Source organism: Hymenobacter sp. BT730, from assembly GCF_030542105.1.
Taxonomy (GTDB): Bacteria; Bacteroidota; Bacteroidia; order Cytophagales; family Hymenobacteraceae; genus Hymenobacter.
Map to the genome: position 1 here is coordinate 1,317,518 of NZ_JAUOFB010000001.1, position 22,361 is coordinate 1,339,878.

The following is a 22,361-nucleotide window of genomic DNA, read 5'->3' on the forward strand; positions in this document are numbered from 1 at the left end:
CGTGGTACCCCACTAGGGACGGGCAGGTGCGGGGCCGCTGCCCGTATTGCGCAGGTTGTAGGTAAACATCAACATGAAATAGCGCTGCAGAATATCAGTGCGCACGTCTTCAATGTAGGTTTCCGTGGTGTTTCGCTGAATGCTGCGGTTTTGCCCCAGCAGGTCAAAGGCGTACAGCTTTAATTCGCCCTGCTGTTTAGCAAATAGCTTTTTGCCCACACTGGCATTCCAGAGTACATACTGCTGGTTGAAGCCGGCCGTAAGCCCACTGTTCGCCTGGTGCGTGAGGTCTGTTGTGATATTAAAACCATTCGCCACAATCCAGTTCAGGCGGGCCCGCGAGTTCTGTACGAAGTAGTTGGTATTCAGCTGCTGTTGCAGGGTATTGCGCACAAAGCTCAGGTTTGAGTTCGATGACAATGTGAAGTCCAGCTTCTCGCTGATGTTGCTGCTCAGCACTACGCCGGCTCCCAGAGCCGGGGTTTGGGCGTAGTTGAGGGCCCCGTTAATGAGGCCCGGCGTACGCGAATATGTAGCCGAAGCATTCAGATTCAGGTTCGACTTCAAAGCGGCCAGTGGCACGCCATAGTTCAGGAAAGAGCGTAGCGTGAATTGACGGTCCAGGTTGACGGGGCGTGTGAGTTGGGCGCCGGCCGGCAGGGTTACACTTTCATTCAGCACACTATCCCGGGTAGAAATAAGAGTGCTGTTGCTGATGGGGTTTTGGGTGTATGAGCCGCCAATCAAAGCAAAGAAGTTGGTTGACTTCTCGGGCTTAGCCGCCGAATAGCGCAGAAACAGATTGTGCTGATACTCCTGTTTCAGGGCGGGGTTGCCGGTGGTCAGCTGGAGCGGGTTGGCATTATTGACCACTTCCTGCAGCTGGCTGATGCTGGGCGGCGAGGTATTGGTGCGGTAGTTCAGCCGCAGGTTTTTCTGCTGCGTGAACTTGTACTGCAGCATGGCCGTGGGCAGCGCATTCAGGAAGGTATAGCGCCCCGAGGTAACCAGCGGAAATTCCTGGTCGCGGGTAAGCGTAGCCCGCTGCACCGATACCCCTACCATAGCCTGAAACTGCTTGGTCTGGCGGCGGTAGCTGGTACCCAGTGCCTGCGTTAGATACGCATTGGTAAAAACATTGCTCAGCGCTGTATCAGGGATGCTATAGCTCTGGTCGCCCTCGTTCAGGTTATAGGTACGCTTGTCTGAGTTGCTGGGGGCATAGCGCAAATCGTAGCTGGCCTGCAGAAAGTCCTGCTTGCTGAGCGGCTCGGAATAGTTGATGCTGGACGCCAGATTCCAGCCGCTTTGCGTGAGGCGGGAGAACTGGTCCAGGTTGGCACCTGCTACCGTGGAGTTGGTCGTGAGCAGGGTGCTGGTGCCGTTCTTATCGTTGTAGCCCGTAGTAGCGCCAATGGAGAGCGTACGGCCGGGCTTGCCAAAGCGGTGACGGAACAGCAGCTCATTGTTGAAATTGATGCCGTTGTATTTAGAGCCATAATTGCTGGTGAGGTTGCTCACCGGCGTTTCGCCATTCAGCGTCTGGCCCAGCAGGTTGTTGGTGCCATCATTTTGCTGATACGAGAAGCGGGGCCGCACCAGCAGCGAGTTCATCGAGTCAATCTTGTAATCCAGCCGGAAATTGAGCCGGTGGTTCGTGTTATGGCTATTGCTTGTCGAGTTTTCGATGTAGTTCTGGTCGGCAGCAGAAGGCAGAATATACTGCCGGAAGGTGTTGCTGCCGAGGTTGTTGTTGTTACGGTTGAAGAAGTAACTGCCCGTGACTTCCAGCTTCTGCCCCCATTTATCGGCGTAGTTAATGCCCAGCGCGTGCGTGGTATTAATGCCGTTGTTCTGGTTGGTCAGGAAGTCGCTGGCCCCGCCGCCACCCTGGCCGCCGCGCTGGCCACCACCCGCACCGCCACCACGGGGAGCACCGCCGCCCTGGCCACCGCGGCGGCCCCCCTGCTGCGAGTTGCCCACCACGCCCAGCAAATCCTCGGTACCGAAGTTCTGCTCGTTCACGTTGTTGGACTGCGCCACCACGGAAATGCGCCGGTCGCCTTGGAAAGAGTTGATGTTGCCGCTGGCCCGGTACCGCTCTGGCCCGCCACCTACGCTAATGCGCCCAAACTGTCCATTCCGGAATTGCGGCTTGGTAACAATGTTGATGGTTTTGGCCGCGTTACCATCGTCGATGCCGGAGAACTGCGCCTGCTCGCTTTTCTTGTCGAAGACCTCGATTTTATCAATTACCTCGGCCGGAATATTCTTGAGCACAGCACTGGCATCGTCGCCGAAAAACTGCTTGCCATCTACCAGTACCTGGCGCACATCTTCGCCCTGCGCCTGCACTTTGCCATCTACAACTGATACACCAGGCATTTTGGTAATCAGGTCCTGGGCATCGGCATCGGGGTTAGTTTTGAAAGCTTTGGCGCTGTACTGAGCGGTGTCGCCCTTTTGCACAGCGGCCGCGGCCCGGCCTACTACCTCCACGTTTTTAAGCGTAACCCCTCCGGCGCGCAGCGTAACCGCGCCCAGTACCAATGGCTGAGTGCCCACCCGCACCGTGCGGCGCAATGTCTGATATCCCAGGAAGGAGGCCGTTAGTACATAAGGCCCTGGCGTCACATTGGATAAGGTGAAATTGCCGCTGGCATCGGCGGCAGTGCCTTGTTTTACGGAATCAGGCAGGTGAATGAGTACCACATTGGCCCCACCCAGTGGCGTTTGGTCAGCACCATCTACTATGCGCCCGCTCACCGAGCCAGTTTGCGCAAAAGCAGAAGTGAAGGCGGAGAAAAGAAGTACAAGAAGGAGGTAAGCAGATTTTTGCATTGCATCAGGAACAGGCCACATGGGATACAGACACCAGAATTAGGGTTCCGTTTAACGGATTCCACAAAAAATGGCTAAGTAACAGCAGCTCAGCAGGATAAAAATCAGCGCTTCCGAATCATCAGGATTCCGTCGCGCACGGGCAGCAGCACGTTTTCCACCCGCTCATCCTGCTGTACCTTGTCGTTAAACACCCGCAGCGCCTGCGTATCCTTGTCCGAGGGGCGTACCTTATGGGAGGGCAGCACTTTACCGCTCCACAGCACATTGTCTACCAGAATAAAGCCACCCGGCCGCACCTGCGGCAGCACCAGCTCATAGTAGGCATCGTTGTTAATCTTGTCGGCGTCAATAAACACCAAATCCCAGGTTTCCGTCAGCGTCGGTAATACCTGTAGGGCCTCACCGATATGCAGGTGAATACGGCCAGTCAGGCCCGCTTCCGCTACGTAGCGGCGTATCCGGTCTTCCAGCTCGGGGTTTTGCTCAATGGTGTGCAACTCGCCATCGGCCGTCAGGCCTTCCGCCAGGCACAGCGCGGAATAGCCCGTGTAGGTGCCCAGCTCCAGTATGCGGCGGGGGCGCACCATGTGGCTGAGCATGCTCAGCAGCCGGCCCTGCAACTGCCCGGAGAGCATGCGCGGGGCTAGCACCTGCACGTGGGTTTCGCGGTTGAGGCGCGCCAACAGCGGCGTTTCGGGCGAGGTATGCTGGTCGGCGTAGGCCTGCAGCTCGTCGGAGAGGAAGTCCATAAAAGCGAAATTACTCCGGCAGATACTGCAGCATGCTCAGATTGTCCTCGCGCAGGATATCATTGGCCAACTCCTGCAGCTCCGGGGAAGTAATGCGCTTTACCCGGTCGAAGATTTCATTGAGCGATTCCACGCGGCCCAGGTCCAGGGTGCTTTTGCCCAGGAGCTGCATCAGGCCGCCGTTGCTTTCTTCGGCCATGGCCAGCTGGCCCATGAGCTGCTCTTTGGACGTGTGCAGCTGCAGCCCGCCCAGCGGTGTGGTACGCAGCTTTTTGAGCTCCTTCTGTACCAGGGAAATGGTGCGGTCTACCTGCTTTTTCTCGGTGCCGAAATAGATACCGAACAGACCCGTATCCGTGTAGGGCGAGTAAGTAGAGTCAATGGTATACACCAGGCCGTACTTCTCGCGCACGGCCAGGTTCAGGCGGGAGTTCATCCCCGGGCCGCCCAGCAGGTTGCTCAGCATGAAAAACGGAATGCGCCGCTCATCTTCAATGGCGTAGGCCGGGCCGCCAATCAGGCAATGGGCCTGCGTAATGGGTTTGCGCTCAATCCGGTCTATCCGCTCATAATGGCCAAACGGTGTGCGGGCGTGGGTGCCCAGCTGGGCAGGCAGCGGCGCCAGGTATTTATCAGCCAGCCGCTTTACTTCCTTGAAAGGCAGGTTGCTCACCGAGCTGAAGATAAGCCGGTTGGTACGCACATTTTGCCCCAGAAACTCCCGGAAATCCCCTTGCTGAAAGCCACTCACGCTTTCCTTGGTGCCCAGAATATTGTGCCCCAGGGAGTGGTTGCCAAACACCACGGCATCAAAATCATCGATGATGGCGTCTTCGGGTGCATCGTGGTACATGGCCATTTCTTCCAGAATCACGCCGCGCTCTTTCTCAATTTCCTTTTCCGGAAAAACCGAGTGAAAGGTCAGGTCCGTCAGCAGCTCAAAAGCCCGCTCAAAGTGCGTGCTCAGCAGGGAAGCGTAAAAGCATATTTTCTCCTTGGTGGTATAGGCGTTCAGCTCGCCGCCCACAGTTTCCAGGCGGTTCAGGATATGGAAGCTTTTGCGCTTTTCGGTGCCCTTGAAAGCCATGTGCTCCCAGAAGTGCGCCAGGCCCTGCTGCTCCGGCTTTTCATCGCGCGAGCCAATATCCAGCAGGAAGCCGCAGTGCGCAATTTTGGTGTGCAGAACTTGTTTATGCAAAACCCGGATGCCGTTAGGCAGCTCGTACAGGTCGTAATCAGACATTTGGTAGAGTCTTGTAAGCTGGGAAGAGCATGGCCTGATTATTAAAAAGCCCTGCTATATAGTAACCGGCAAGCCCACCAGTTAGTTGGGCCAGAATCTGCAAAGGTACGCAAGGAGGGGCGGAGAGGGCTGTAAAAGTGAACTGCCGAAACAAGCCGTTACCAGCTCACCATTTCGCCCTTTTTTACTTCCTCCGCTTCGGCCAGCACGGCCAGCAACTGGCTGGTTTTGATGCCGTGGGCGCAGTGAAAATGGTTGAGCGGACACTTACGGTATCCGTGTAGGCCGCAGGGCTGACAGGCCAGTTCCTCTTCCAGCATCACTATCCGCGCAAACGGGCTCAGGGGGCCAAACCCGAAATAAGGCACCGTGGAGCAGTACACTGCGCAGGTAGGTGCCCCTACCGCCGAGCACAGGTGCATGGGCGCCGAGTCATTCACATAGTTGAGCACAGCCCCACGCATGAGCGCGGCGGAGGCTAATAAGGAGAGCTTGCCGGCGGTATTATATACGTAAGGCCGGTTGCTGCGCTCCAGCAACTGCTGGCAGGCATTTACATCAGGCGGGCCGCCCAGCAAAAACACGGTGTATCGGGGCGGCAGCGCAGCCAGCAGCTTCACCCATTGCTCTTCCGGAAACTGTTTGGTAAACCAGACTGAGGTAGGAGCAATACATATATAAGGCTTATCCCCGGCCAGGCCAGCCACCTGGGCCGCGGCGGCTTCATCGGCGGCGGTAGGGTAGAGGCGGGGAGGGGTAAGAGGGCCCTCATAGGCTGGGTCCAGCAGGTGCAGGTTGCGCGATACTTCATGAATCCCCGCCCCAATCAGGTGCGGAATAGCCATAGTAAAGCGGGAGCAGAAGGGGTTTTTATCGAAGCCAATGCGCTGTGGTGCGCCGGAGAAGGCCGTGAGAAAACCCGTGGAGGCAAAGCGCTGCAGCGTTATAACCCGCTCATACTTTGTTTGCCGAATTTGCTTTAGCAATTGCCATAGCCCCCGGTATTTGGCTTTCTTCTTATCCCACACCAACACATTGCGCACATGGGGGTGGCTCTGCAGCAGACCCTCATTGCCTTTGCGGACCAGAAAATCTACCGGCGTGTCAGGCTCTGTCTGGTGCAGGTGTTCCAACAGAGCCGTAGCCAGAATGACGTCGCCGATAAAGGCAGTCTGAATCAGCAGAACAGCACGGGTAGAGGCGTCGGGCATCGATAAAGTGCAAGAAAGCAGGCTGCAAAGATACTACTAAGCTATTGTTTTTGTAGCAGCCGCCCAAGCGTAAGGCCCTTCATTCTGCGCAGCATTCTTCTAACTTGCAGCCCCTGCCTACCCGGCATGTCTTTGTAGCTCTTCTCACTATTCCGCCCTCTTATGCGTTACGGCTCCATTGATCCGCAGCTTTTCATTCAAAACCGCCGCAATTTCACGCAACTGCTGCCGTCGGCGTCCATGGCCATTTTTCAGGCCAATGATGTAATGCCGACCAATGCCGACGGCACCATGCCCTTCCGGCAGAACAACGACCTGTTTTACCTGTCCGGGGTAGATCAGGAGGAAACTATTCTGCTGCTGTTTCCGGATGCCACGCTGCCCCAGCACCGCGAAATTCTGTTCCTGAAAGAAACCAGCGAGCATATTCTGGTGTGGGAAGGCTATAAGCTGACCAAGGATGAGGCGCGCGCCCAGTCCGGCGTGAAGACCATTATGTGGCTGGATTCCTTCCAGACCGTGTTGACGGCCCTGATGAACGAGGCCGAAAATGTGTATCTGAACTCCAACGAACATATTCGGGCGGTGGTAGAGGTAGAAACACGGGATGCTCGCTTTATCAAGAAAATTAAAGCCGAATACCCCCTGCACACCTACCGCCGCGCTGCACCTTTGCTGCACCAACTGCGGGCCATCAAGAGTGAAGAAGAAATCCGGTTGATGCGCCAGGCTTGCAACATCACGGAGAAGGCCTTCCGCCGGTTGTTGGGCTTTGTGAAGCCCGGCGTCATGGAATATGAAATTGAAGCCGAGTTATACCATGAGTTCCTGCGCAACGCCTCGCGCGGGCCGGCTTATGGCAGCATCATTGCCTCCGGCGCCAATGCCTGCATTCTGCACTACGTTAGCAACGACCGGGAATGCAAAGACGGTGACGTACTGCTGATGGACTTCGGCGCTGAGTACGCTAACTATGCCAGCGACCTGTCCCGCTCCATCCCGGTAAACGGCACCTTTACCAAGCGCCAGCGCCAGGTTTACGATGCCGTGCTGAGCGTAATGAAATTTGCCACCTCTCAGTTGGTAGTAGGCAACAATATTGAGGACTACCACGCTGCTGTGGGCCGCGCCATGGAGCAGGAGCTCATTAAGCTAGACCTGCTCAATGCCCAGGACGTGCAGCACCAGGACCCTGCCGCCCCCCTATATAAAAAGTACTTCATGCACGGCACCTCCCATTACCTGGGCCTGGATGTGCATGATGTCGGCTTCAAGTACCGCACCTTCGAAGCGGGCATGGTCTACACCTGCGAGCCGGGTATCTACATTCGGGAAGAAGGGCTCGGCATTCGTCTGGAAAATGATATTCTCATCACCAAAGCCGGCAACGAGGACCTAATGAAAAATATCCCGCTGGAAGCCGACGATATTGAGCGGCTAATGCGCCGTTAAGGGTAAGCCGACGAGGCAGATAAACGGTTGCAAAAAGAAAAAGAAGACGCTTGGAACTGCAAGCGTCTTCTTTTTTTGCCATTTATTTTTTATTGACTTAATACAGGATGGGATTTACCTGTAGAAAGAACAGTACAATCGGTGGTAAAGCAATTATTTAAAATATAAAATGTTGAATATGTAGGCTTTGGAGGCCAGTCAAAGCCCCACAGAATAGCATTTGGCTAACCCGGGAGCAACTTTATTTGGAAAGCGCAGGTATAGGCGGATAGTCCGGATATGCTATATCCGAACGGCGGCGGCTCCCGCTTGTGCAATTCTTCCACCTAATTTCGCCCCTATGAAACACTTTTTAGCAACCTCAACAGTCTTGGGTCTGACGCTGCTGGCGGCTGCCCCAAAGACGCAGGCGCAGACGGCCGACCGAAAGACGGCCATTGGGCTAAACATCAGTGCGATGCAGTACAAAGGCAACTTTGGCTCTGACTACTGGAAGTTCGATGAGAACAAGTATGCCCCTGGCCTAACTATTAGCCGCTACCTGACTCCCGGTCTGGACCTGCAGCTAAGCGGTAACTATGTCGAATTCAAGAAAACAGCCCCCGCAGGACCTAACCTCTACGGTAGCACCTTTGCCACCAACGTGGTAAACGTAAACCTGGGCCTGAAGCTGAAGCTGAACAATGGCTGGGCCTTGAAAGAGGAGTCCCGCATTCAGCCCTATCTGCTGGCAGCGCCTGGCCTGACGTACATGAGCCGCGAAGGGACTATCAACCGCAACAACCAGGTCATTAACACCGACGAGGATAAAAACCACTTCGATCTGTTTGGTGCTGCGGGTATCAACTTCCAGTTGGGCGAGTCAGTCGGTCTGTTTGTACAGACTGGCCAGCATTTCCCACTGGGAGCCAATATTGATGGCGACCCTGCCCGCGACGACAACAAAATTGACGACCGGTTTCTGCAGCACACCGTGGGCCTGAACATTGCCTTGGGTAAAGCTAAGGATACCGATGCCGATGGTGTTCCGGACCGCAAGGATAAATGCCCTGGCACTCCTGCCGGCGTAGCCGTAGATGAAGCTGGCTGCCCGCTGGATGGTGATAAGGACGGTGTTCCGGATTATCAGGATAAGTGCCCCACAGAAGCCGGCACAGCCGCTCTCGAAGGCTGCCCTGACCGTGACAACGACGGTGTGCGCGACTCCGAAGACGACTGCCCCGACCAGGCTGGTACGGCTGCACTGCGCGGCTGTCCCGATGCTGACAAAGACGGCGTAGCCGACAAAAACGACAAGTGCCCCGACACCCCCGCCGGTACGCAGGTAGACGCCGAAGGCTGCCCCCTGAACCTGGATAAGGATGGCGACGGTGTACCAGACAACGTAGATAAGTGCCCCGGCACCCCAACCGGCGCTCAGGTAGATTCTACCGGCTGCCGCGTTATCGATCCTGCCCTGTTCAACAAGGTGAAACCAGTGCAGTTTGAAACCAACAGCACGGTTATCAAGCGCAGCGCTTATCCTACGCTGGACAACATGATTAAAATCCTGGAACTGTACCCCGAGTACAGCCTGCGCATCTCAGGCCACGCCGATAGCCGCGGTACCGATGAGTACAACCAAGGTCTGTCAGAGCGTCGTGCAAACTCGGCTAAGCGCTACTTCACCACCAAGAAGGTAGATCCGAACCGCGTAACCACCGAAGGCTTCGGCGAATCGCAGCCTGCTGCTCCGAACACTAACTCGAAGAACATGGCGAAAAACCGCCGGGTAGACTTCAAGTTTGAGTTCTACATTCCCAGCCAGCCACAGCCCTAACCGGCCCGGCTAAATAAAAAAAGCGGTGAGCCTTTCGGTTCACCGCTTTTTTTTATGGGTTATAGAAACAACCGCTGCTTAACCGCCTCGGTTATTTGGCTATCTGATCTACCGCTCCCGGTAGGATTTTAAGCAATTGCTGTAGCTGATCCTGGGTAAAGTTCCCGGATATAGCCAGCAGTACAAACGAATCAGGTACGTTCTCTACTTTACCGGTACCCACTACTTCCTGTACTTTGTCGCCATTCTGGCGAACCGAAAAATTATATTTGGTGGAGGCATCAGCCGAGGAGGCTACGGGCAGTGGCTGGTAGCGCTCATTCTTCAACAGACCGGCAACTTCCTGGTTCAGGCCACGCTCTACCAGGTCACGGGCACTGCTGGCAGTGGGCGTAAAAGTTAGCACGCGCACACTGCGCAAAGCCGCTACGGCTGCAGTTATATCATTTTCCCCACCCAGGCGGCCCAGCTGACCTAGCAGCAGGCGGGTAGTGAAATTGGCTTCAATGGTCTGAGCCTTGAAACCCGGGCGGGTTTCATACTTGCGGAAAAACTCGGCCACGGTACGGGCGGGCTGTTCGGGGCCGGCTGCTGTGCGGCAGGAGGTGTTGCCAATCACTAGAGTCAGCAATAGCAGAAGGAAGGATGAATAATGGCGCATATATGGATTGGAAAAGTTTTCCCCAACATACGCATGCCACCTCAATCAGTCATCAGTTACTGCTGAAAAGCCAGACTGTTGATGAAGAATACACTCCGGCTCTCGCCTTTTTCCGGCCGCACATGCTGGTAGCCATACACCAGGAAACGCCCGCCATACCAGGGCAGCACAGCTTCCTGCTGCGTATCAGTCAGCTTCTCTTTCAGCCCGCTCATGTTGCTTTTCACTGGCACCAGCAAATCATTAGGCGCTGGGGTGGTCCGGTCTATAATCTTGTAATGAATCTTATGGTCGATGACATAAGTCAGGGCCAGGCGTCCATCGGGCAACAGCCGCTCGCGCACGGTAGGGGCCAACTCATAGCTCCAGTTGTCTTTCAGGACAAAGGTGTTATCCCATAGTAAGTTGCCTTGCTTATCAAAGCCGCAGGCAATGGCATGGGTAGTGCGGTAGCCCTCAAACTGCCGATAGCTAGAAAGCATCAGCGCTCCATTGGCGTTATCGTAGCGGTAGCGCGGATAGTACACTTCTGCTACCAGGACGTAGCCCTCCGGTGTGGGCAGCATATCATGCATAAGCAGGCGGTAGTGCAGGCGCATAGGCGTGCCGGCCGCTTTGCGCCGGGCACCCCGTTCCCGCAACCGGGCCTCCCGTACGGGGTTCATAAAATCGAAGAAGTGCTTGAAGGTAAAAAAGTCATAAAACCGCAGCGACTTTCTGGCACCCGTAGCGGTGACCCCCGCCGTGAGGTCGGCGGCGAAAAGGCCTTGGGAATATTGCAGGTCACGCAGGGTATACGTACCCGCCAGCAGCCGCGCGGTACTGTCGCCGGGGCTGATTTGTGCCGCAATTAAGTTTCGGTCACTTTCCGTCTGCACAAACTCGGTGCGCAGCAGCGTGCCGTGCGGCGAAAGCTGCTTTACCTGCAGGCGGGATTTAAACCCGTTGGTCTGGGTTAAAATAACCTCTGCCCGCTTTGTCACAGAATCTGCGAGAAACGTGAATTGTGTGGGCAGGGTCTCATACACAGAAGGGAGGAACTGAAACTGGCCGGTTTCTGGGTTGATATGCAGAATAGTGACGTGTTGGTTCACCAGCGTAGTGATGAATACCCGTCCTGACAGAATTTTCAGATCAAACACGTCCCGGGAGACGCGGGTGTCGATTTTAACGGTGCGCGTGGTGCCCCGGCTGCCGTCCAGCTGCACCAGCAGTAAATGGTCGGCCTGATAGTTAGACTGAAACAGGGCGTATATCTGGTTAGCCTCGGTGCCGCTAAGCACCAGCTGGTACTGGGTGTCAACCTTAAATGGCCGCTGCCAGCGCTCCTGTAAATTGGCGCCCAGCTTGTGGAAGGTATAGCTGTCCTGGGTGCTCAGAAACGCATCTTTACGCACCAGCAGCACTGCCGAGCTATCGGGAAGGGGAAATACGTGCACATCACTATTGCTGGTAGTAATTGCCAGTTCAAACCGGGCGGGTTGCACCGGCGTCTGGCCCCAGGCATGCAGGGTGCTGCCTCCCAGCAATACCAGAAAGCAACAGATATTGAAGAGGTGGCGCATAGGCGGTAACCGTGAAATCAGGATATACTCCTAATATACGACTCTCAAAGCATAAAATCACCGAGTCCCAGCCCGAAATACTGGTAGCCGTAAATCAGCTCCCTAACTCCAGAATGGCGTCGAACTCCTCCGGGCGTAGGGCCATAACAGAAAGGCGGGACTGGCGCAACAATCCGATGTTATTCAATCGAATATCTTGTTTAATTTGCGCAAGAGAGACCGGCTGGGCCAGGGCCTGTTGCGGACGTAGCTGAACGGCTACCCAGCCGCTATCAGGAGCGGCCGTAGCATCGGGAGCAGCAGGCTGAGCCACTTCGGCAATGCCTACCACTTGCTTGTCGGTCACACTATGATAAAAGAGTACCAGGTCGCCGGGCTGCATTTGCTGCAGAAAGTTGCGTGCCTGAAAATTGCGTACGCCGGTCCAGTCGGTATGGCCATCCTGCGTGAAATGGGTCCAGGAATAAGCCGCCGGTTCAGATTTAACTAGCCAGAAGTTCATTGATTGAATATGTAATTCGGAACTGAGGAGTTTGGGAGAGAAGGGCTGCTTTTAGATTAGCCCGCCGAAAGGTCGAAAAAGAATTTCGACCTCCTCTCTTACTTCAGCGGACCTGTGAGCAACCTACCTGCCATTGAGCCACCACCCCGGTACCCATGGCAGGGTCTCCCAAACTCCTCAATTCCCATATATCAAGGAACACGCGGCACACGCAATTCACCAATAATCTTAACCGGAAACATACTTGCCACTATAGCGGCATTCCTGTTCTCAGTTGTAAGAGGCCGTAGCTCAGCAGGAAGTTGCATGGCAGATAAAAAATATTTTCCATGCTGGTAGATAAACTGCCTGATAGCACTTTTGTTAAAATAAATAACTGATCCTTTGTGTGTTGTAGTATTCAGAGGAGGTGTTATTTAGATAAAATAATATCCCTCAACGCGTTATAGCCGCTACATTTTGAGTAGCGGCCCGCGAAGGAATTCGAAAAATATGAGAAAAGGTGTGCTGAGCCTGAGGTGTCAGGCAGGCCTATTCTATCCGGCGCACTTTCAGCAACTCAGGCTCTAACGACACAATTTCTAGTGTGTAATCAGGCTGAGTATGGTCGTCGAGGGAAATATGAAGCGTATTCTCCTTTACCGCCTGCCACTGACCTTTATGGCCTTCCAGCCCATCAGTGGGTGCAATATCAAACTGTGTAAATAAGCCATTGTGCTCAAACGCAAAGCCGGTACGGCCCCGGGAGGGCGGGAAGGCATAGGTATTGGGCCGATAGACGTGAATGTTGCCCTGATCTTCTTCGTGCGCGTGCAGCCAGGTGCGCTCCAGTAGTTGCAGCTCGGGGTTGCCGTGACGCGGATCCGGGGCGCAGGTATTGGCCATCAGCAGCAGACAAAAGCACGAGAGCAGCAGGGAAAGGCGCATAGGGGAAGTAGGTAAGAACCAGGACCGGTAATACAGTACCTAAACGAAAGTACGACTTTGACAGCGGCTTTCCCGTACTTTTACAGCCCTCGGGTTTACCGTTTCATTTGTTTAGCCCTGCTTCTTCGTGGATAACCGTGCTCTTATTCGTGCTTTCCGACTGGCTGCCCAGCTCATGGAGCTGCACGACGAAAATCCTTTTAAGATTCGTGCCTACGAAGGCACGGCCACTGCCCTGGAGCAGCTTAGCTTTCCGGTAGCGGACTTAGAGCGCACCGGCCTGCCTGATCGTACCGGTCTCTCCAAAACTGCCGCGGCCCGAGTGGCCGAAATGCTGGATACCGGCTCGTTTGAGGAGCTTACGCGCCTGCTCAGTATCACACCTCCCGGCGTGGTAGAGCTGCTGAAGGTAAAAGGCATTGGCCCCAAAAAGATTCGGGCCCTGTGGCGCGAGCTGGGCATTGAAAGCCCGCAGCAGTTGCGCGAGGCCGCTGAGCGCGACGAGGTAAGCAAGCTGAAAGGCTTTGGCAAGAAAACCCAGGAGACCATCCTGGCCGCGCTGGAGTTTACCGAACAAAGCCAGGGCAAACTGCTCTACCCACAGGCCGAGCAGCTGGCCGATGAGCTGGCCACGCAGCTGCGCACAGCTCTGCATACGGAGCAGGTAGCAGTGGCCGGGGAAGTACGCCGCCGCTTGGAGATAGTGGAAAATGTACTGCTGGTAGCGGCCACCGATAAGCCTTGGAAAGCCCACCAATTGCTCAACCAGCTGGATGGCCTGGTACCAGACCCGGCCCGTTCGGGGCCGTTTGCGTGGCGGGGTACTACCGCCGCTTCCGGCGTGCGCGTAGAAGTGCTGCTCACTTCCAAAGAAGATTTCACCAATCAGCTTTTCCTCCACTCGGCCGGTGAGGCTCACCTGACCGAAAGCTTGGCAGGTACGGTGCCCGGGCAGCCCGGTTCTTTGCGGCAGCTGCTGCATCGGGAGCGGTTTTACCAGGAAGCTGCGGTGTATGAAAAAGCTGGCCTGCAGTATGTAGAACCCGAAATGCGGGAAGGTTTAGGCGAATTGGCCTTGGCCAAAGAGCATAAGCTGCCCAAGCTTCTGGAGGAAACGGACCTGCGTGGCTCCCTGCACAACCACAGCACTTATTCCGACGGTGCCCACTCCTTGCGCGAAATGGCCACCTTCCTGCGCGATAAAGGCTATGAGTACCTGGGTATCTGCGACCATTCGCAAGCGGCCCATTATGCCAATGGTCTCAACCCGGAGCGGGTGCGCCAGCAGCACCGCGAAATAGACCAGCTAAACCAGGAGCTGGCACCATTCCGCATCTTCAAGGGTATTGAGAGTGACATTCTGAGCGACGGCGCCCTGGATTATCCGCCTACTGTGCTTAATACCTTCGATTTCATTGTGGCCTCGGTGCACAGCAACCTGCGCATGGACGAGCAAAAAGCTACTACCCGCTTGCTGCGGGCCATTGAAAATCCCTACACCACCATGCTGGGCCACCCCACCGGCCGCCTGTTGCTGCGCCGCGAAGGATATCCTATCAACCATAAAGCTGTTATTGACGCATGCGCCGCGCATGGGGTGATTATCGAAATCAACTCTAACCCCTGGCGGCTGGACCTAGACTGGCGCTGGGTGCACTATGCGCTGGAAAAAGGCGTGCAGCTCAGCATCAACCCCGATGCCCACCACACCGATGGCTACGCTGATATGCGCTATGGTGTGCTGATGGGCCGCAAGGGCGGGCTCACCAAGGAAATGACTTTCAATGCGAAATCAGTGGATGAAGTAGCGGCTTACTTCGACAAGCGCAAGGCCGGCATTAAGGCACCGCTGGAGTTCAAGGATTCTTTGTTTGGGTAGGCACATGAAAATCCTGGTGCTGCGCTTCTCGTCCATCGGGGATATTGTGCTTACCACGCCCGTAGTGCGGGCGCTAAAGCAGCAGATACCCGGGGCGCAGGTGCATTTCGCTACCAAGCCCGGCTACCGCAGCCTTTTGGAAGCAAACCCTTATATAGATAAGGCCCATTACCTGGCCGGCTCTCTCCGGGCGCTGGTGCAGGAGCTGCGCGCCGAGCAGTTTGATTTCATAGTAGACCTGCACAATAATCTGCGCACCAGCCTTATTAAGCTGCAGTTGGGCGTAAAATCATCGGCTTTTGATAAGCTGAACGGGCGTAAATGGCTGCTGGTTAACCTGAAAATCGACACCATGCCCGCGGTCCATATCGTGGACCGTTACCTGGCGGCGGCGGCCCCACTAGGCGTACAGGATGATGGGCGGGGGCTGGATTACTTTATTCCAGCTGATGCTGAGGTAAGCCTGACTACGCTCCCGGCTGCCTATCAGCGAGGCTATGTTGCTTTTGCTATTGGGGCGCAGCACGCTACCAAGCGCCTGCCGGTAGAGCGGATTATTGAGCTTTGTGCGCTACTGAATCAGCCGGTTATCTTATTGGGTGGCCCTGAGGATGCCAGCAATGGGCAACTTGTAGAAAAACATTTTGCTTCTCTGCAACAAGACCAAAGCCAGGTGCAAATCCTGAATGCCTGCGGCAGATACTCGCTTAACCAGTCGGCTTCGCTGGTACGGCAGGCACAGTTTGTTATTAGTCATGATACTGGGCTGATGCACATTGCAGCCGCTTTTCAGAAGGAGATTTACAGCGTTTGGGGTAACACGGTGCCAGCCTTTGGCATGTACCCATACCGTACTCCTTTTCATGTGCTGGAAGTGCAGGGGCTGGACTGCCGGCCATGCTCCAAAATCGGGTATGAAAAGTGCCCGCGTGGCCACTTCAAGTGCATGCGCGATATTCGGTTTGAGCTTTATTTCCCGCCGCTGGCCACCAACCCTACCAATACTCCGGGAAATTGACTGGTTAGTAAGGGTGCCGGCTGTGAAGTGAAAAACTGCTAACTTCAGCAGGGTACTTTATTTCTTCTCTCATGGCTGCACAACACTACGATACCGTCACGCAGGCCGTGCGCGACCTGCAGAAACGGGGCTACCAACTGGATTTCAATATCCAGGATGGGCACTTGGTTTGCTCTGGGTTAAATCTGCGGCTGCATCCGGAACAGTTTCACGTCCGGGAGTTTCATCGTTTTGAAGGCACTTCCGACCCCGGTGATGAAGACGTAGTGTATGCTATTGAATCAGAAGAAGGGTACAAAGGATTACTGGTAAGTGCTTTTGGGCCCTATTCAGAGCCGGAGAATGATTCTTTAATGCGCAAACTGCAGATGCCCCGTGTCTAAGCTTCCACTCATTACCCCGCCCGAATACACAGTACTGGTACACGTAGGGGCCTCCGCATTGCTGGCGGATGTGCGCGCCGGGAAACACACTTTTTTTGTAGATGAGCCGGTAGAAGTAGGCGGGGAAGACAAAGGCCCCACGCCCTATGATATGCTGTTATCAGCGCTGGGCACCTGTACGGCTATTACACTGCGTCTGTATGCTAAAAATAAGCAGTGGCCCTTAGAAGCCATTGAAGTGCGCCTGCGCCATCAGCGCGTGCATGAGCAGGACTGTGAGCACAGCGAGGAGCCCGGCTATATGCTGGATGAAGTGCATAAAGAGCTTCGGCTGCTGGGGCCACTCACTACCGAGCAACGCCAACGCCTGCACCTGGTTTCCGAAAAGTGTCCTGTGCAGAAAACCCTCACCAGCGGTACCCTACGCATTATAACTACCATTCTGAATGGGAATTTAGATAATAGTGTGGCGCCGTCAGCTCATGCATCTGTCTCCGAAACATCCACTACCCTTTAATTCTTGCTAACCATGGCTCTCTGCACGCATCTTGCCGAACTGCAAGCGCTGGTTCCGGCCAGTAAGTACGCTTGTGCGGAGTGCCTGGCGCTGGGTGATAAGTGGGTACATCTGCGCGTTTGCCAGACCTGCGGCCATGTCGGCTGTTGCGACTCTTCCAAAAACAAGCACGCTACCAAGCATTTCCACGCTACACAGCACCCGGTGGTCATTTCGGCTGAGCCCGGTGAGCAATGGGCCTGGTGCTACAAGGACGAGCAGATGGCCGAATACTAACGCTACCCATTAAAGCCAAAGGCGCTGCTATCAACGGGTAGCAGCGCCTTTGGCTTTAATGGGTAGCGTTAGTCTAGCCAATCTGGCTGAAGCCGCAATAGCTATGCAGCACGGCCGGCAGCTTAATACCGGCGTCCGTTTGGTTGTTCTCCAGCAGGGCCGCTACAATGCGAGGCAAGGCCAGTGCTGAGCCGTTGAGTGTGTGCAGGAGCTGCATTTTACCGTTTTCGGCGCGGTAACGCAGCTTCAGGCGGTTAGCCTGGTAGGTTTCAAAGTTTGAGGCCGAACTTACCTCCAGCCAACGCTGCTGGGCGGCACTCCACACTTCCAGGTCGTAGGTGAGGGCCGAGGTAAAGCCCATGTCGCCGCCGCAGAGGCGCAGCACGCGGTAGGGGAGCTCCAGCTTCTGCAGCAGGCCTTCAATGTGCGCCAGCATCTCTTCCAGAATGGCGTAGCTCTGGTCGGGGTGAGCAATCTGTACTATTTCCACCTTATCGAACTGATGCAGGCGGTTAAGGCCACGCACGTGGGCGCCCCAGGAGCCGGCCTCGCGGCGGAAGCAAGGCGTATAGCCCGCATTCCGAATGGGCAGGCGTTCCGCGGCCACAATTTCGTCGCGGTAGAGGTTGGTAATGGGCACCTCCGCCGTCGGAATCAGGTACAGGTCATCAGCTGTAGCATGGTACATCTGGCCTTCCTTATCGGGTAGCTGGCCGGTACCGTAACCGGAAGCCTCATTTACCAGAATAGGCGGCTGAATCTCCGTGTAGCCGGCTTCGCGGGCTTCGTCCAGAAAAAAGTTGATGAGGGCGCGTTGCAAACGCGCACCCTGCCCTTTGTACACCGGAAAGCCGGCGCCAGTAATTTTATTCCCCAGTGCAAAATCAATGATGTCGTACTGCTCAATCAGCTCCCAGTGGGGCTTGGCAGTGGCGGGCAGCTCGGGCTTCTGGCCCACTTCGCGCAGCACTTCGTTATCATCGGCTGATCGGCCTTCGGGCACGCTGCTGTGGGGCAGGTTGGGCAGCTTATACAGGATTTGCTGCAGCTCTTTTTCTACTTCGGCCAGCTCCTCGCTGTGAGCTTTGGTTTGCTGCTTAAGCTCGGCAGTGCGGGCTTTTAGGGTTTCGGCCTCCGCTTTGTTGCCAGCCTTCATCAGACCCCCGATCTGCCGCGCCAGCTCGTTGGCCTCGGCCTGCGCTTGGTCGTGGCCGGTTTGCAGGTCCTTGCGGCGCTGATCCAGCGAGAGGATGGCCTGCACATCGGCTTCGGCGGTTTTATAATGTTTTTTAGCCAGTCCGGCCAGCACCATATCAGTGTGCTCTTTCAGAACGGAAACTTGCAGCATAAGGCAGAAAACGCGAATTGGAACAGAACAAAAGTAGGGAGAACAACCGGATACGCGGACTTTTCCTTATCTTCCCATAGGAGTAGGCCGCCGTCTGTTCTGCTTATCAATAGAGAAGGCAAGAATAGGGGCTAAAATTCCGATATCCAATTTGGTAGTTCAAGCGTATTACGCTAACATTGCGCTAATAAGCCGGTAGCTGATGCCGGGCCCGCGGGTGCTTTTTTGCTGTGCGTACGGCCCGTTTTTTGCCAGCGCCTTCCCGTTTATCAAGTCCACCCTTCGTTTAGACTTTCCAGTAGTTGCGCGCCGTCTCACGGCCGGCCGTTGGTGCCTCCGATTGGTTTGTGCTGTCCGGTTCACCACGTTGCGCCGCGCGTTTCCCCCTTCCAGTTTACTCTATGTACACTATTGACGAGTTAAAAGACCGCCTGCTTTCTGAGCTTAAAGAAATTGCTGAAGAGTTGAAAGTTGGAAACTTTAAGAAGCTCAGCAAGCAGGATCTTGTCTATAAGATTCTAGACCAGCAAGCGGTAACCCCGCTGGAGCAGCTTCCACAAAAGACCAAGCCGCTCAGCCAGAAAGAAAGCAAAAAGGCACCTGCAGTGGTAGCTGAAACCGTAGCAGATGCCCCGGTAGCACTTGCGCCTGTAGAAGCGCCGGCTGTAGAGGCAGTTTCCGGCACGGAATCTACCAATGAGGCAACTGAAATTGACACTAATGTCCGCCCCATTAAGCCCTACCAGCGGCCGGAGCGTCGTGCTCGTGGACAGGAGCGGGCCCCGCGCGGCGTTCAGGCCATTAATGGCGAACTGGTGCCCGTAGATGCGGTTCCGGTAGATGTTCCGGCAGCCGTGGTATTACCGGAAGCGCCCGCCGTAATGCCAGATCCTGTAGCGCCGGCCATAGAAACAGTAGAAGCTCCGGTGGTAGCGTCCGTAGCACCGGCAATACCGGAAATTCCGATGCCTTCTCCGGGAGCGGTAATTATTCCCCAGCCTGGCCGCAGCGACCGACTGCGCGATGCTCCCCGCGACCGTGACCGGGGGCGCGACCAGCAGCAAGGGCCCCGCGAGTTCCGGACGGATGCTCCGCGCGGAGAATTCTCCCGCGACCAGCAGCGTCCATTGCGCGACGACCAACAACGCCCTCTGCGTGACGACCAGCAGCCACGTCCTCTGCGTGACCGGGAACAGCGTGACCAGCAGCGCCGCGAAGATCGGTTTGCCCGCGACCAGCAACGTCGTGAGGAGCGCAACCGCCCGGTAGGTGACGTGGCGGCTCAGGGGCAGAACCCTGGCCAGAACCAGCCGCAGCGCACTCGTCCTGATTTCGATATTACTATTCCGGGAGAAGGTACCTTGGAAATGATGCCTGATGGCGGCTACGGCTTCCTGCGCAGCCCTTTCTATAACTACCTCGCCTCTCCTGATGATATTTATGTGGCTCCTCAGCAGGTAAAGCAATTTGCCCTGAAGGCCGGCGATACGGTGAAATGTACCATTCGCCCACCCCGTGAAGGGGAGAAATACTACGCTCTGGTAAGTGTAGAGCTGGTCAATGGCCGCACGGTAGAAGAAGTTCGGGACCGGGTGCCATTCAACCATCTCACGCCGCTTTTCGCCGAACAGCGGTTGAAGCTCTCCACCAAATCGTCGCAGTACAGCACTCGTATTCTGGATTTGTTTGCCCCCATTGGTAAAGGGCAGCGGGGATTGATAGTAGCCCAGCCTAAAACCGGTAAAACGGTATTGCTGCAGGAAATAGCCAACGCCATTTCTGAAAATCATCCGGAGGTGTACCTCATCATTCTTTTGATTGATGAACGCCCGGAAGAAGTAACGGATATGGCCCGCTCGGTAAAAGCGGAAGTGCTCAGCTCTACCTTCGACGAAACCGCCGACCGGCACGTGAAAATTGCCAGTATTGCGTTGGATAAGGCCAAGCGTCTGGTAGAATGCGGCCACGACGTGGTGATTCTGCTGGACTCTATTACTCGTCTGGCCCGTGCTTATAACACGGTGCAGCCCGCTTCCGGAAAGATTCTCTCGGGTGGTGTAGACGCTAATGCCCTGCACAAGCCCAAGCGCTTCTTTGGTGCGGCCCGTAACGTGGAAGATGGCGGCTCGCTCACCATTATTGCTACGGCGCTGATTGATACCGGCTCCAAAATGGATGAGGTAATCTTTGAGGAATTCAAAGGCACCGGCAACATGGAACTGCAGCTGGACCGCAAGCTGGCCAACCGCCGTATTTTCCCTGCTATCGACGTCCCCGCTTCCGGCACCCGCCGCGAAGACCTGCTGATGAGCAAAGACGAACTCAGCCGCATCTGGGTACTGCGCAAGTTTATGTCGGACATGACGCCGGCCGAGGCTATGGAGTTCTTAAAAGACCGTATGAAAGGCACCCGTGACAACGACGAGTTCCTGGTTTCGATGAATGGCTAAAAGTAGATTCTGGTAGTACAGTAAAGGGCCCGGATGCTAGCATTCCGGGCCCTTTACTGTACTACGTATCGTATAAAATGCTCCGCTACTACTTATTCTGAGTGGTAGCGTTTAGCTCACTTAGAATCCCCATCAAATGGAACAGAATATTCCTGACCTGCCCGAATTGCTGTATCTCTATGACCCGCTCTGTGGCTGGTGCTTTGGGACTACGCCTGTCATCAAACAGATTGAGCAGGATTTTGAGGGGCGCTTGCAGGTATCGGTGCTGAGCGGGGGCATGATTACCGGGGAGCAGGTAGGGCCAATTGGCGAAGACTGGCCTTCCATTCAGGTGGCGGCCCGGCAAATTGAAAAAGCTACAGGTGTAGTGTTTGGAGAAGCTTTCTGGCAAGTAGGGGAAGCAGGAGCACGGCTACAGGACTCTGAGCCGCCCATCCGGGCACTATCGGTGTTTAGACAATTGGCACCAACCCAGCGCCCCATTGATTTCGCACAGGCACTGCAACAGGCTTGGTTTCAGGAAGGGCAGGATATGAACCATGCTGATACCTATGCTCGCTTAGCCTTGGAGTTTGGATTGGATGAAGCCGAGTTTATACGGCGCTTTCAGGACCCGCAGACAGCCCAGGCCACCCGGCAGGAATTTGCCGCTATAGCCCGTATGGGTATTCAGGGATTTCCTACAATGCTGTTGCGGGTCGGCAGCCAGGGGTATGTGCTGGCACGTGGCTACCAGCCCTATGCGGTGCTGGCGGAGGGAGTAGAGCAGGCGCTGCAGCAAGCCGCTGAGGAAGCAGGCCAGGAGTGAAATAGAGTGACGGGACTAACCACCATAGCTGGCCACCTGCACTACCTGCTGGCGCATGGGCGACCAGGCAATTTTGCGCCGGTCTTCTTTTCCCAGTAAATACATAAAGCCCACCGATTCTTTTTGGCCACGCAATTCTTCCCAGGTGGCTTTGTCCAAAGTGCTGCCAGGCTGGTAAGTATCCTGAGCGCTAATAGCGGGCCTAACGAAGTTTTTGTCGGCAAAAAACTCTTGTAAACGCTTGCGCACATAGGCTTCGCGCTCGGCGGGCGTAGCCGTAGGAGTCTTCATCTCATATACCATTGCCGCTTCGATATCAGCTACTGGAAAGGTCTCGCGGAATATTACTCGGTTGTCGGTTCCGCGGGTAATCGTGAAGGTCAGCTCGCCGTTCAGTAGCGATTTGCCGCGCAAGACCAGGGAGAATTTATCTGGCTTTCCGGCTGCGGAAAACTCATGTAGTTTCTGCACCTGTTGCAGCGTATCCGCCTGGGCTGTAACGCCAGGTGCCCGGAGCGTATCCATCGGTTCAGGACGGGCTGAGGTTGAGGGAATAGCAGCGGGGGGTGGCGCAGCACTTCCGGCTTGCTCCGGGTTAGGCCCGGAGCAGCCTGCCATGCTTAGCAGCCAGCCAATAGCCAATAATAAATGGGAGCAACGCATAGTGGGTAGAACGGTAGGTGATAACCGTGTTACGGTGTAGGGA

At 55.4% G+C, this 22,361-nt stretch carries 19 protein-coding genes; 9 read left to right on the forward strand and 10 right to left on the reverse strand.

The annotated features are described in order from the left end of the window. Positions 1–12 precede the first annotated feature (12 nt). The 4 genes from Q4G72_RS05725 to Q4G72_RS05740 form a co-directional block, all read right to left on the reverse strand. The gene (locus tag Q4G72_RS05725; RefSeq protein ID WP_303310444.1) at positions 13–2,841 is read right to left on the reverse strand and encodes an outer membrane beta-barrel protein; all 2,829 of its coding nucleotides are present in this window, start codon (positions 2,839–2,841) and stop codon (positions 13–15) included. A 104-nt stretch (positions 2,842–2,945) separates the two neighbouring features. Then, on the reverse strand, positions 2,946–3,593 hold the full coding sequence (locus tag Q4G72_RS05730) for an O-methyltransferase (protein WP_303310445.1): 648 nt from the start codon (positions 3,591–3,593) through the stop codon (positions 2,946–2,948). A gap of 10 nt (positions 3,594–3,603) precedes the next feature. After that, a complete protein-coding gene (locus Q4G72_RS05735; protein WP_303310446.1) occupies positions 3,604–4,836 on the reverse strand; it encodes a M16 family metallopeptidase in 1,233 nt (410 codons plus the stop codon). 158 nt (positions 4,837–4,994) lie between these two features. Continuing rightward, positions 4,995–6,047 (reverse strand): glycosyltransferase family 9 protein, encoded by a 1,053-nt coding sequence (locus Q4G72_RS05740; protein WP_303310447.1) that lies wholly within the window; start codon positions 6,045–6,047, stop codon positions 4,995–4,997. Positions 6,048–6,209: 162 nt separating this feature from the next. On the opposite strand from Q4G72_RS05740, the gene Q4G72_RS05745 reads away from it, so the two are divergent. Together Q4G72_RS05745 and Q4G72_RS05750 are read left to right on the forward strand one after the other, a co-directional pair. Next, positions 6,210–7,499: an aminopeptidase P N-terminal domain-containing protein gene (locus tag Q4G72_RS05745; protein ID WP_303310448.1), complete on the forward strand. Its 1,290-nt coding sequence runs from the start codon at positions 6,210–6,212 to the stop codon at positions 7,497–7,499. A 340-nt stretch (positions 7,500–7,839) separates the two neighbouring features. Beyond that, positions 7,840–9,318, forward strand: a complete 1,479-nt coding sequence (locus Q4G72_RS05750; protein ID WP_303310449.1) for an OmpA family protein — start codon at positions 7,840–7,842, stop codon at positions 9,316–9,318. 91 nt (positions 9,319–9,409) lie between these two features. Here Q4G72_RS05750 and Q4G72_RS05755 read toward each other — a convergent pair whose 3' ends face one another. The 4 genes from Q4G72_RS05755 to Q4G72_RS05770 all read right to left on the reverse strand — a co-directional run bounded on the left by Q4G72_RS05755 (position 9,410) and on the right by Q4G72_RS05770 (position 12,973). Further along, positions 9,410–9,949: a DUF4252 domain-containing protein gene (locus Q4G72_RS05755; protein ID WP_303310450.1), complete on the reverse strand. Its 540-nt coding sequence runs from the start codon at positions 9,947–9,949 to the stop codon at positions 9,410–9,412. 86 nt (positions 9,950–10,035) lie between these two features. Beyond that, entirely contained in the window at positions 10,036–11,544 is a 1,509-nt protein-coding gene (locus Q4G72_RS05760) for a hypothetical protein (protein WP_303310451.1), read from the reverse strand. A gap of 94 nt (positions 11,545–11,638) precedes the next feature. Further along, the gene (locus tag Q4G72_RS05765) at positions 11,639–12,046 is read right to left on the reverse strand and encodes an EVE domain-containing protein (protein WP_303310452.1); all 408 of its coding nucleotides are present in this window, start codon (positions 12,044–12,046) and stop codon (positions 11,639–11,641) included. Between the two features lie 531 nt (positions 12,047–12,577). Next, positions 12,578–12,973: a hypothetical protein gene (locus Q4G72_RS05770; RefSeq protein WP_303310453.1), complete on the reverse strand. Its 396-nt coding sequence runs from the start codon at positions 12,971–12,973 to the stop codon at positions 12,578–12,580. A gap of 127 nt (positions 12,974–13,100) precedes the next feature. Between Q4G72_RS05770 and Q4G72_RS05775 the strand changes: the two genes are divergently transcribed. The 5 genes from Q4G72_RS05775 to Q4G72_RS05795 all read left to right on the forward strand — a co-directional run bounded on the left by Q4G72_RS05775 (position 13,101) and on the right by Q4G72_RS05795 (position 17,046). Beyond that, the gene (locus Q4G72_RS05775) at positions 13,101–14,852 is read left to right on the forward strand and encodes a DNA polymerase/3'-5' exonuclease PolX (protein ID WP_303310454.1); all 1,752 of its coding nucleotides are present in this window, start codon (positions 13,101–13,103) and stop codon (positions 14,850–14,852) included. 4 nt (positions 14,853–14,856) lie between these two features. Further along, the gene (locus Q4G72_RS05780) at positions 14,857–15,870 is read left to right on the forward strand and encodes a glycosyltransferase family 9 protein (protein ID WP_303310455.1); all 1,014 of its coding nucleotides are present in this window, start codon (positions 14,857–14,859) and stop codon (positions 15,868–15,870) included. A gap of 71 nt (positions 15,871–15,941) precedes the next feature. Further along, complete coding sequence (locus Q4G72_RS05785) at positions 15,942–16,253, forward strand: phosphoribosylpyrophosphate synthetase (RefSeq protein ID WP_303310456.1); 312 nt, start codon at positions 15,942–15,944, stop codon at positions 16,251–16,253. Next, positions 16,246–16,770 (forward strand): OsmC family protein, encoded by a 525-nt coding sequence (locus Q4G72_RS05790; RefSeq protein WP_303310457.1) that lies wholly within the window; start codon positions 16,246–16,248, stop codon positions 16,768–16,770. Before Q4G72_RS05785 ends, Q4G72_RS05790 begins: the two co-directional genes overlap by 8 nt. 12 nt (positions 16,771–16,782) lie before the next feature. Then, positions 16,783–17,046, forward strand: a complete 264-nt coding sequence (locus Q4G72_RS05795) for a UBP-type zinc finger domain-containing protein (protein ID WP_303310458.1) — start codon at positions 16,783–16,785, stop codon at positions 17,044–17,046. A gap of 73 nt (positions 17,047–17,119) precedes the next feature. On the opposite strand, the gene serS is transcribed toward Q4G72_RS05795, so the two are convergent. After that, positions 17,120–18,394 carry a serine--tRNA ligase gene (serS, locus tag Q4G72_RS05800; RefSeq protein ID WP_303310459.1) on the reverse strand — a complete coding sequence of 425 codons (1,275 nt, stop codon included), beginning with the start codon at positions 18,392–18,394 and terminating at the stop codon, positions 17,120–17,122. Positions 18,395–18,795: 401 nt separating this feature from the next. Between serS and rho the strand changes: the two genes are divergently transcribed. Next, positions 18,796–20,844, forward strand: a complete 2,049-nt coding sequence (rho, locus tag Q4G72_RS05805) for a transcription termination factor Rho (protein ID WP_303310460.1) — start codon at positions 18,796–18,798, stop codon at positions 20,842–20,844. A gap of 136 nt (positions 20,845–20,980) precedes the next feature. Then, positions 20,981–21,655 (forward strand): DsbA family protein, encoded by a 675-nt coding sequence (locus Q4G72_RS05810; RefSeq protein WP_303310461.1) that lies wholly within the window; start codon positions 20,981–20,983, stop codon positions 21,653–21,655. Positions 21,656–21,670: 15 nt separating this feature from the next. Here the strand turns inward: Q4G72_RS05810 and Q4G72_RS05815 are convergent, their stop codons facing one another. Further along, the gene (locus Q4G72_RS05815) at positions 21,671–22,318 is read right to left on the reverse strand and encodes a hypothetical protein (protein WP_303310462.1); all 648 of its coding nucleotides are present in this window, start codon (positions 22,316–22,318) and stop codon (positions 21,671–21,673) included. Positions 22,319–22,361 lie beyond the last annotated feature (43 nt).

What these genes read in the sequence shown, in the direction of transcription:
- Q4G72_RS05810 (WP_303310461.1), top strand. Translation starts at nt 20,981, where the DNA reads ATGGAACAGAATATTCCTGACCTGCCCGAATTGCTGTATCTCTATGAC.
- Q4G72_RS05745 (WP_303310448.1), top strand. Translation starts at nt 6,210, where the DNA reads ATGCGTTACGGCTCCATTGATCCGCAGCTTTTCATTCAAAACCGCCGC.
- Q4G72_RS05780 (WP_303310455.1), top strand. Translation starts at nt 14,857, where the DNA reads ATGAAAATCCTGGTGCTGCGCTTCTCGTCCATCGGGGATATTGTGCTT.
- Q4G72_RS05725 (WP_303310444.1), bottom strand. Translation starts at nt 2,841, where the DNA reads ATGCAAAAATCTGCTTACCTCCTTCTTGTACTTCTTTTCTCCGCCTTC.
- Q4G72_RS05735 (WP_303310446.1), bottom strand. Translation starts at nt 4,836, where the DNA reads ATGTCTGATTACGACCTGTACGAGCTGCCTAACGGCATCCGGGTTTTG.
- Q4G72_RS05815 (WP_303310462.1), bottom strand. Translation starts at nt 22,318, where the DNA reads ATGCGTTGCTCCCATTTATTATTGGCTATTGGCTGGCTGCTAAGCATG.
- serS (WP_303310459.1), bottom strand. Translation starts at nt 18,394, where the DNA reads ATGCTGCAAGTTTCCGTTCTGAAAGAGCACACTGATATGGTGCTGGCC.
- Q4G72_RS05750 (WP_303310449.1), top strand. Translation starts at nt 7,840, where the DNA reads ATGAAACACTTTTTAGCAACCTCAACAGTCTTGGGTCTGACGCTGCTG.
- rho (WP_303310460.1), top strand. Translation starts at nt 18,796, where the DNA reads ATGTACACTATTGACGAGTTAAAAGACCGCCTGCTTTCTGAGCTTAAA.
- Q4G72_RS05740 (WP_303310447.1), bottom strand. Translation starts at nt 6,047, where the DNA reads ATGCCCGACGCCTCTACCCGTGCTGTTCTGCTGATTCAGACTGCCTTT.
- Q4G72_RS05765 (WP_303310452.1), bottom strand. Translation starts at nt 12,046, where the DNA reads ATGAACTTCTGGCTAGTTAAATCTGAACCGGCGGCTTATTCCTGGACC.
- Q4G72_RS05795 (WP_303310458.1), top strand. Translation starts at nt 16,783, where the DNA reads ATGGCTCTCTGCACGCATCTTGCCGAACTGCAAGCGCTGGTTCCGGCC.
- Q4G72_RS05770 (WP_303310453.1), bottom strand. Translation starts at nt 12,973, where the DNA reads ATGCGCCTTTCCCTGCTGCTCTCGTGCTTTTGTCTGCTGCTGATGGCC.
- Q4G72_RS05785 (WP_303310456.1), top strand. Translation starts at nt 15,942, where the DNA reads ATGGCTGCACAACACTACGATACCGTCACGCAGGCCGTGCGCGACCTG.
- Q4G72_RS05760 (WP_303310451.1), bottom strand. Translation starts at nt 11,544, where the DNA reads ATGCGCCACCTCTTCAATATCTGTTGCTTTCTGGTATTGCTGGGAGGC.
- Q4G72_RS05730 (WP_303310445.1), bottom strand. Translation starts at nt 3,593, where the DNA reads ATGGACTTCCTCTCCGACGAGCTGCAGGCCTACGCCGACCAGCATACC.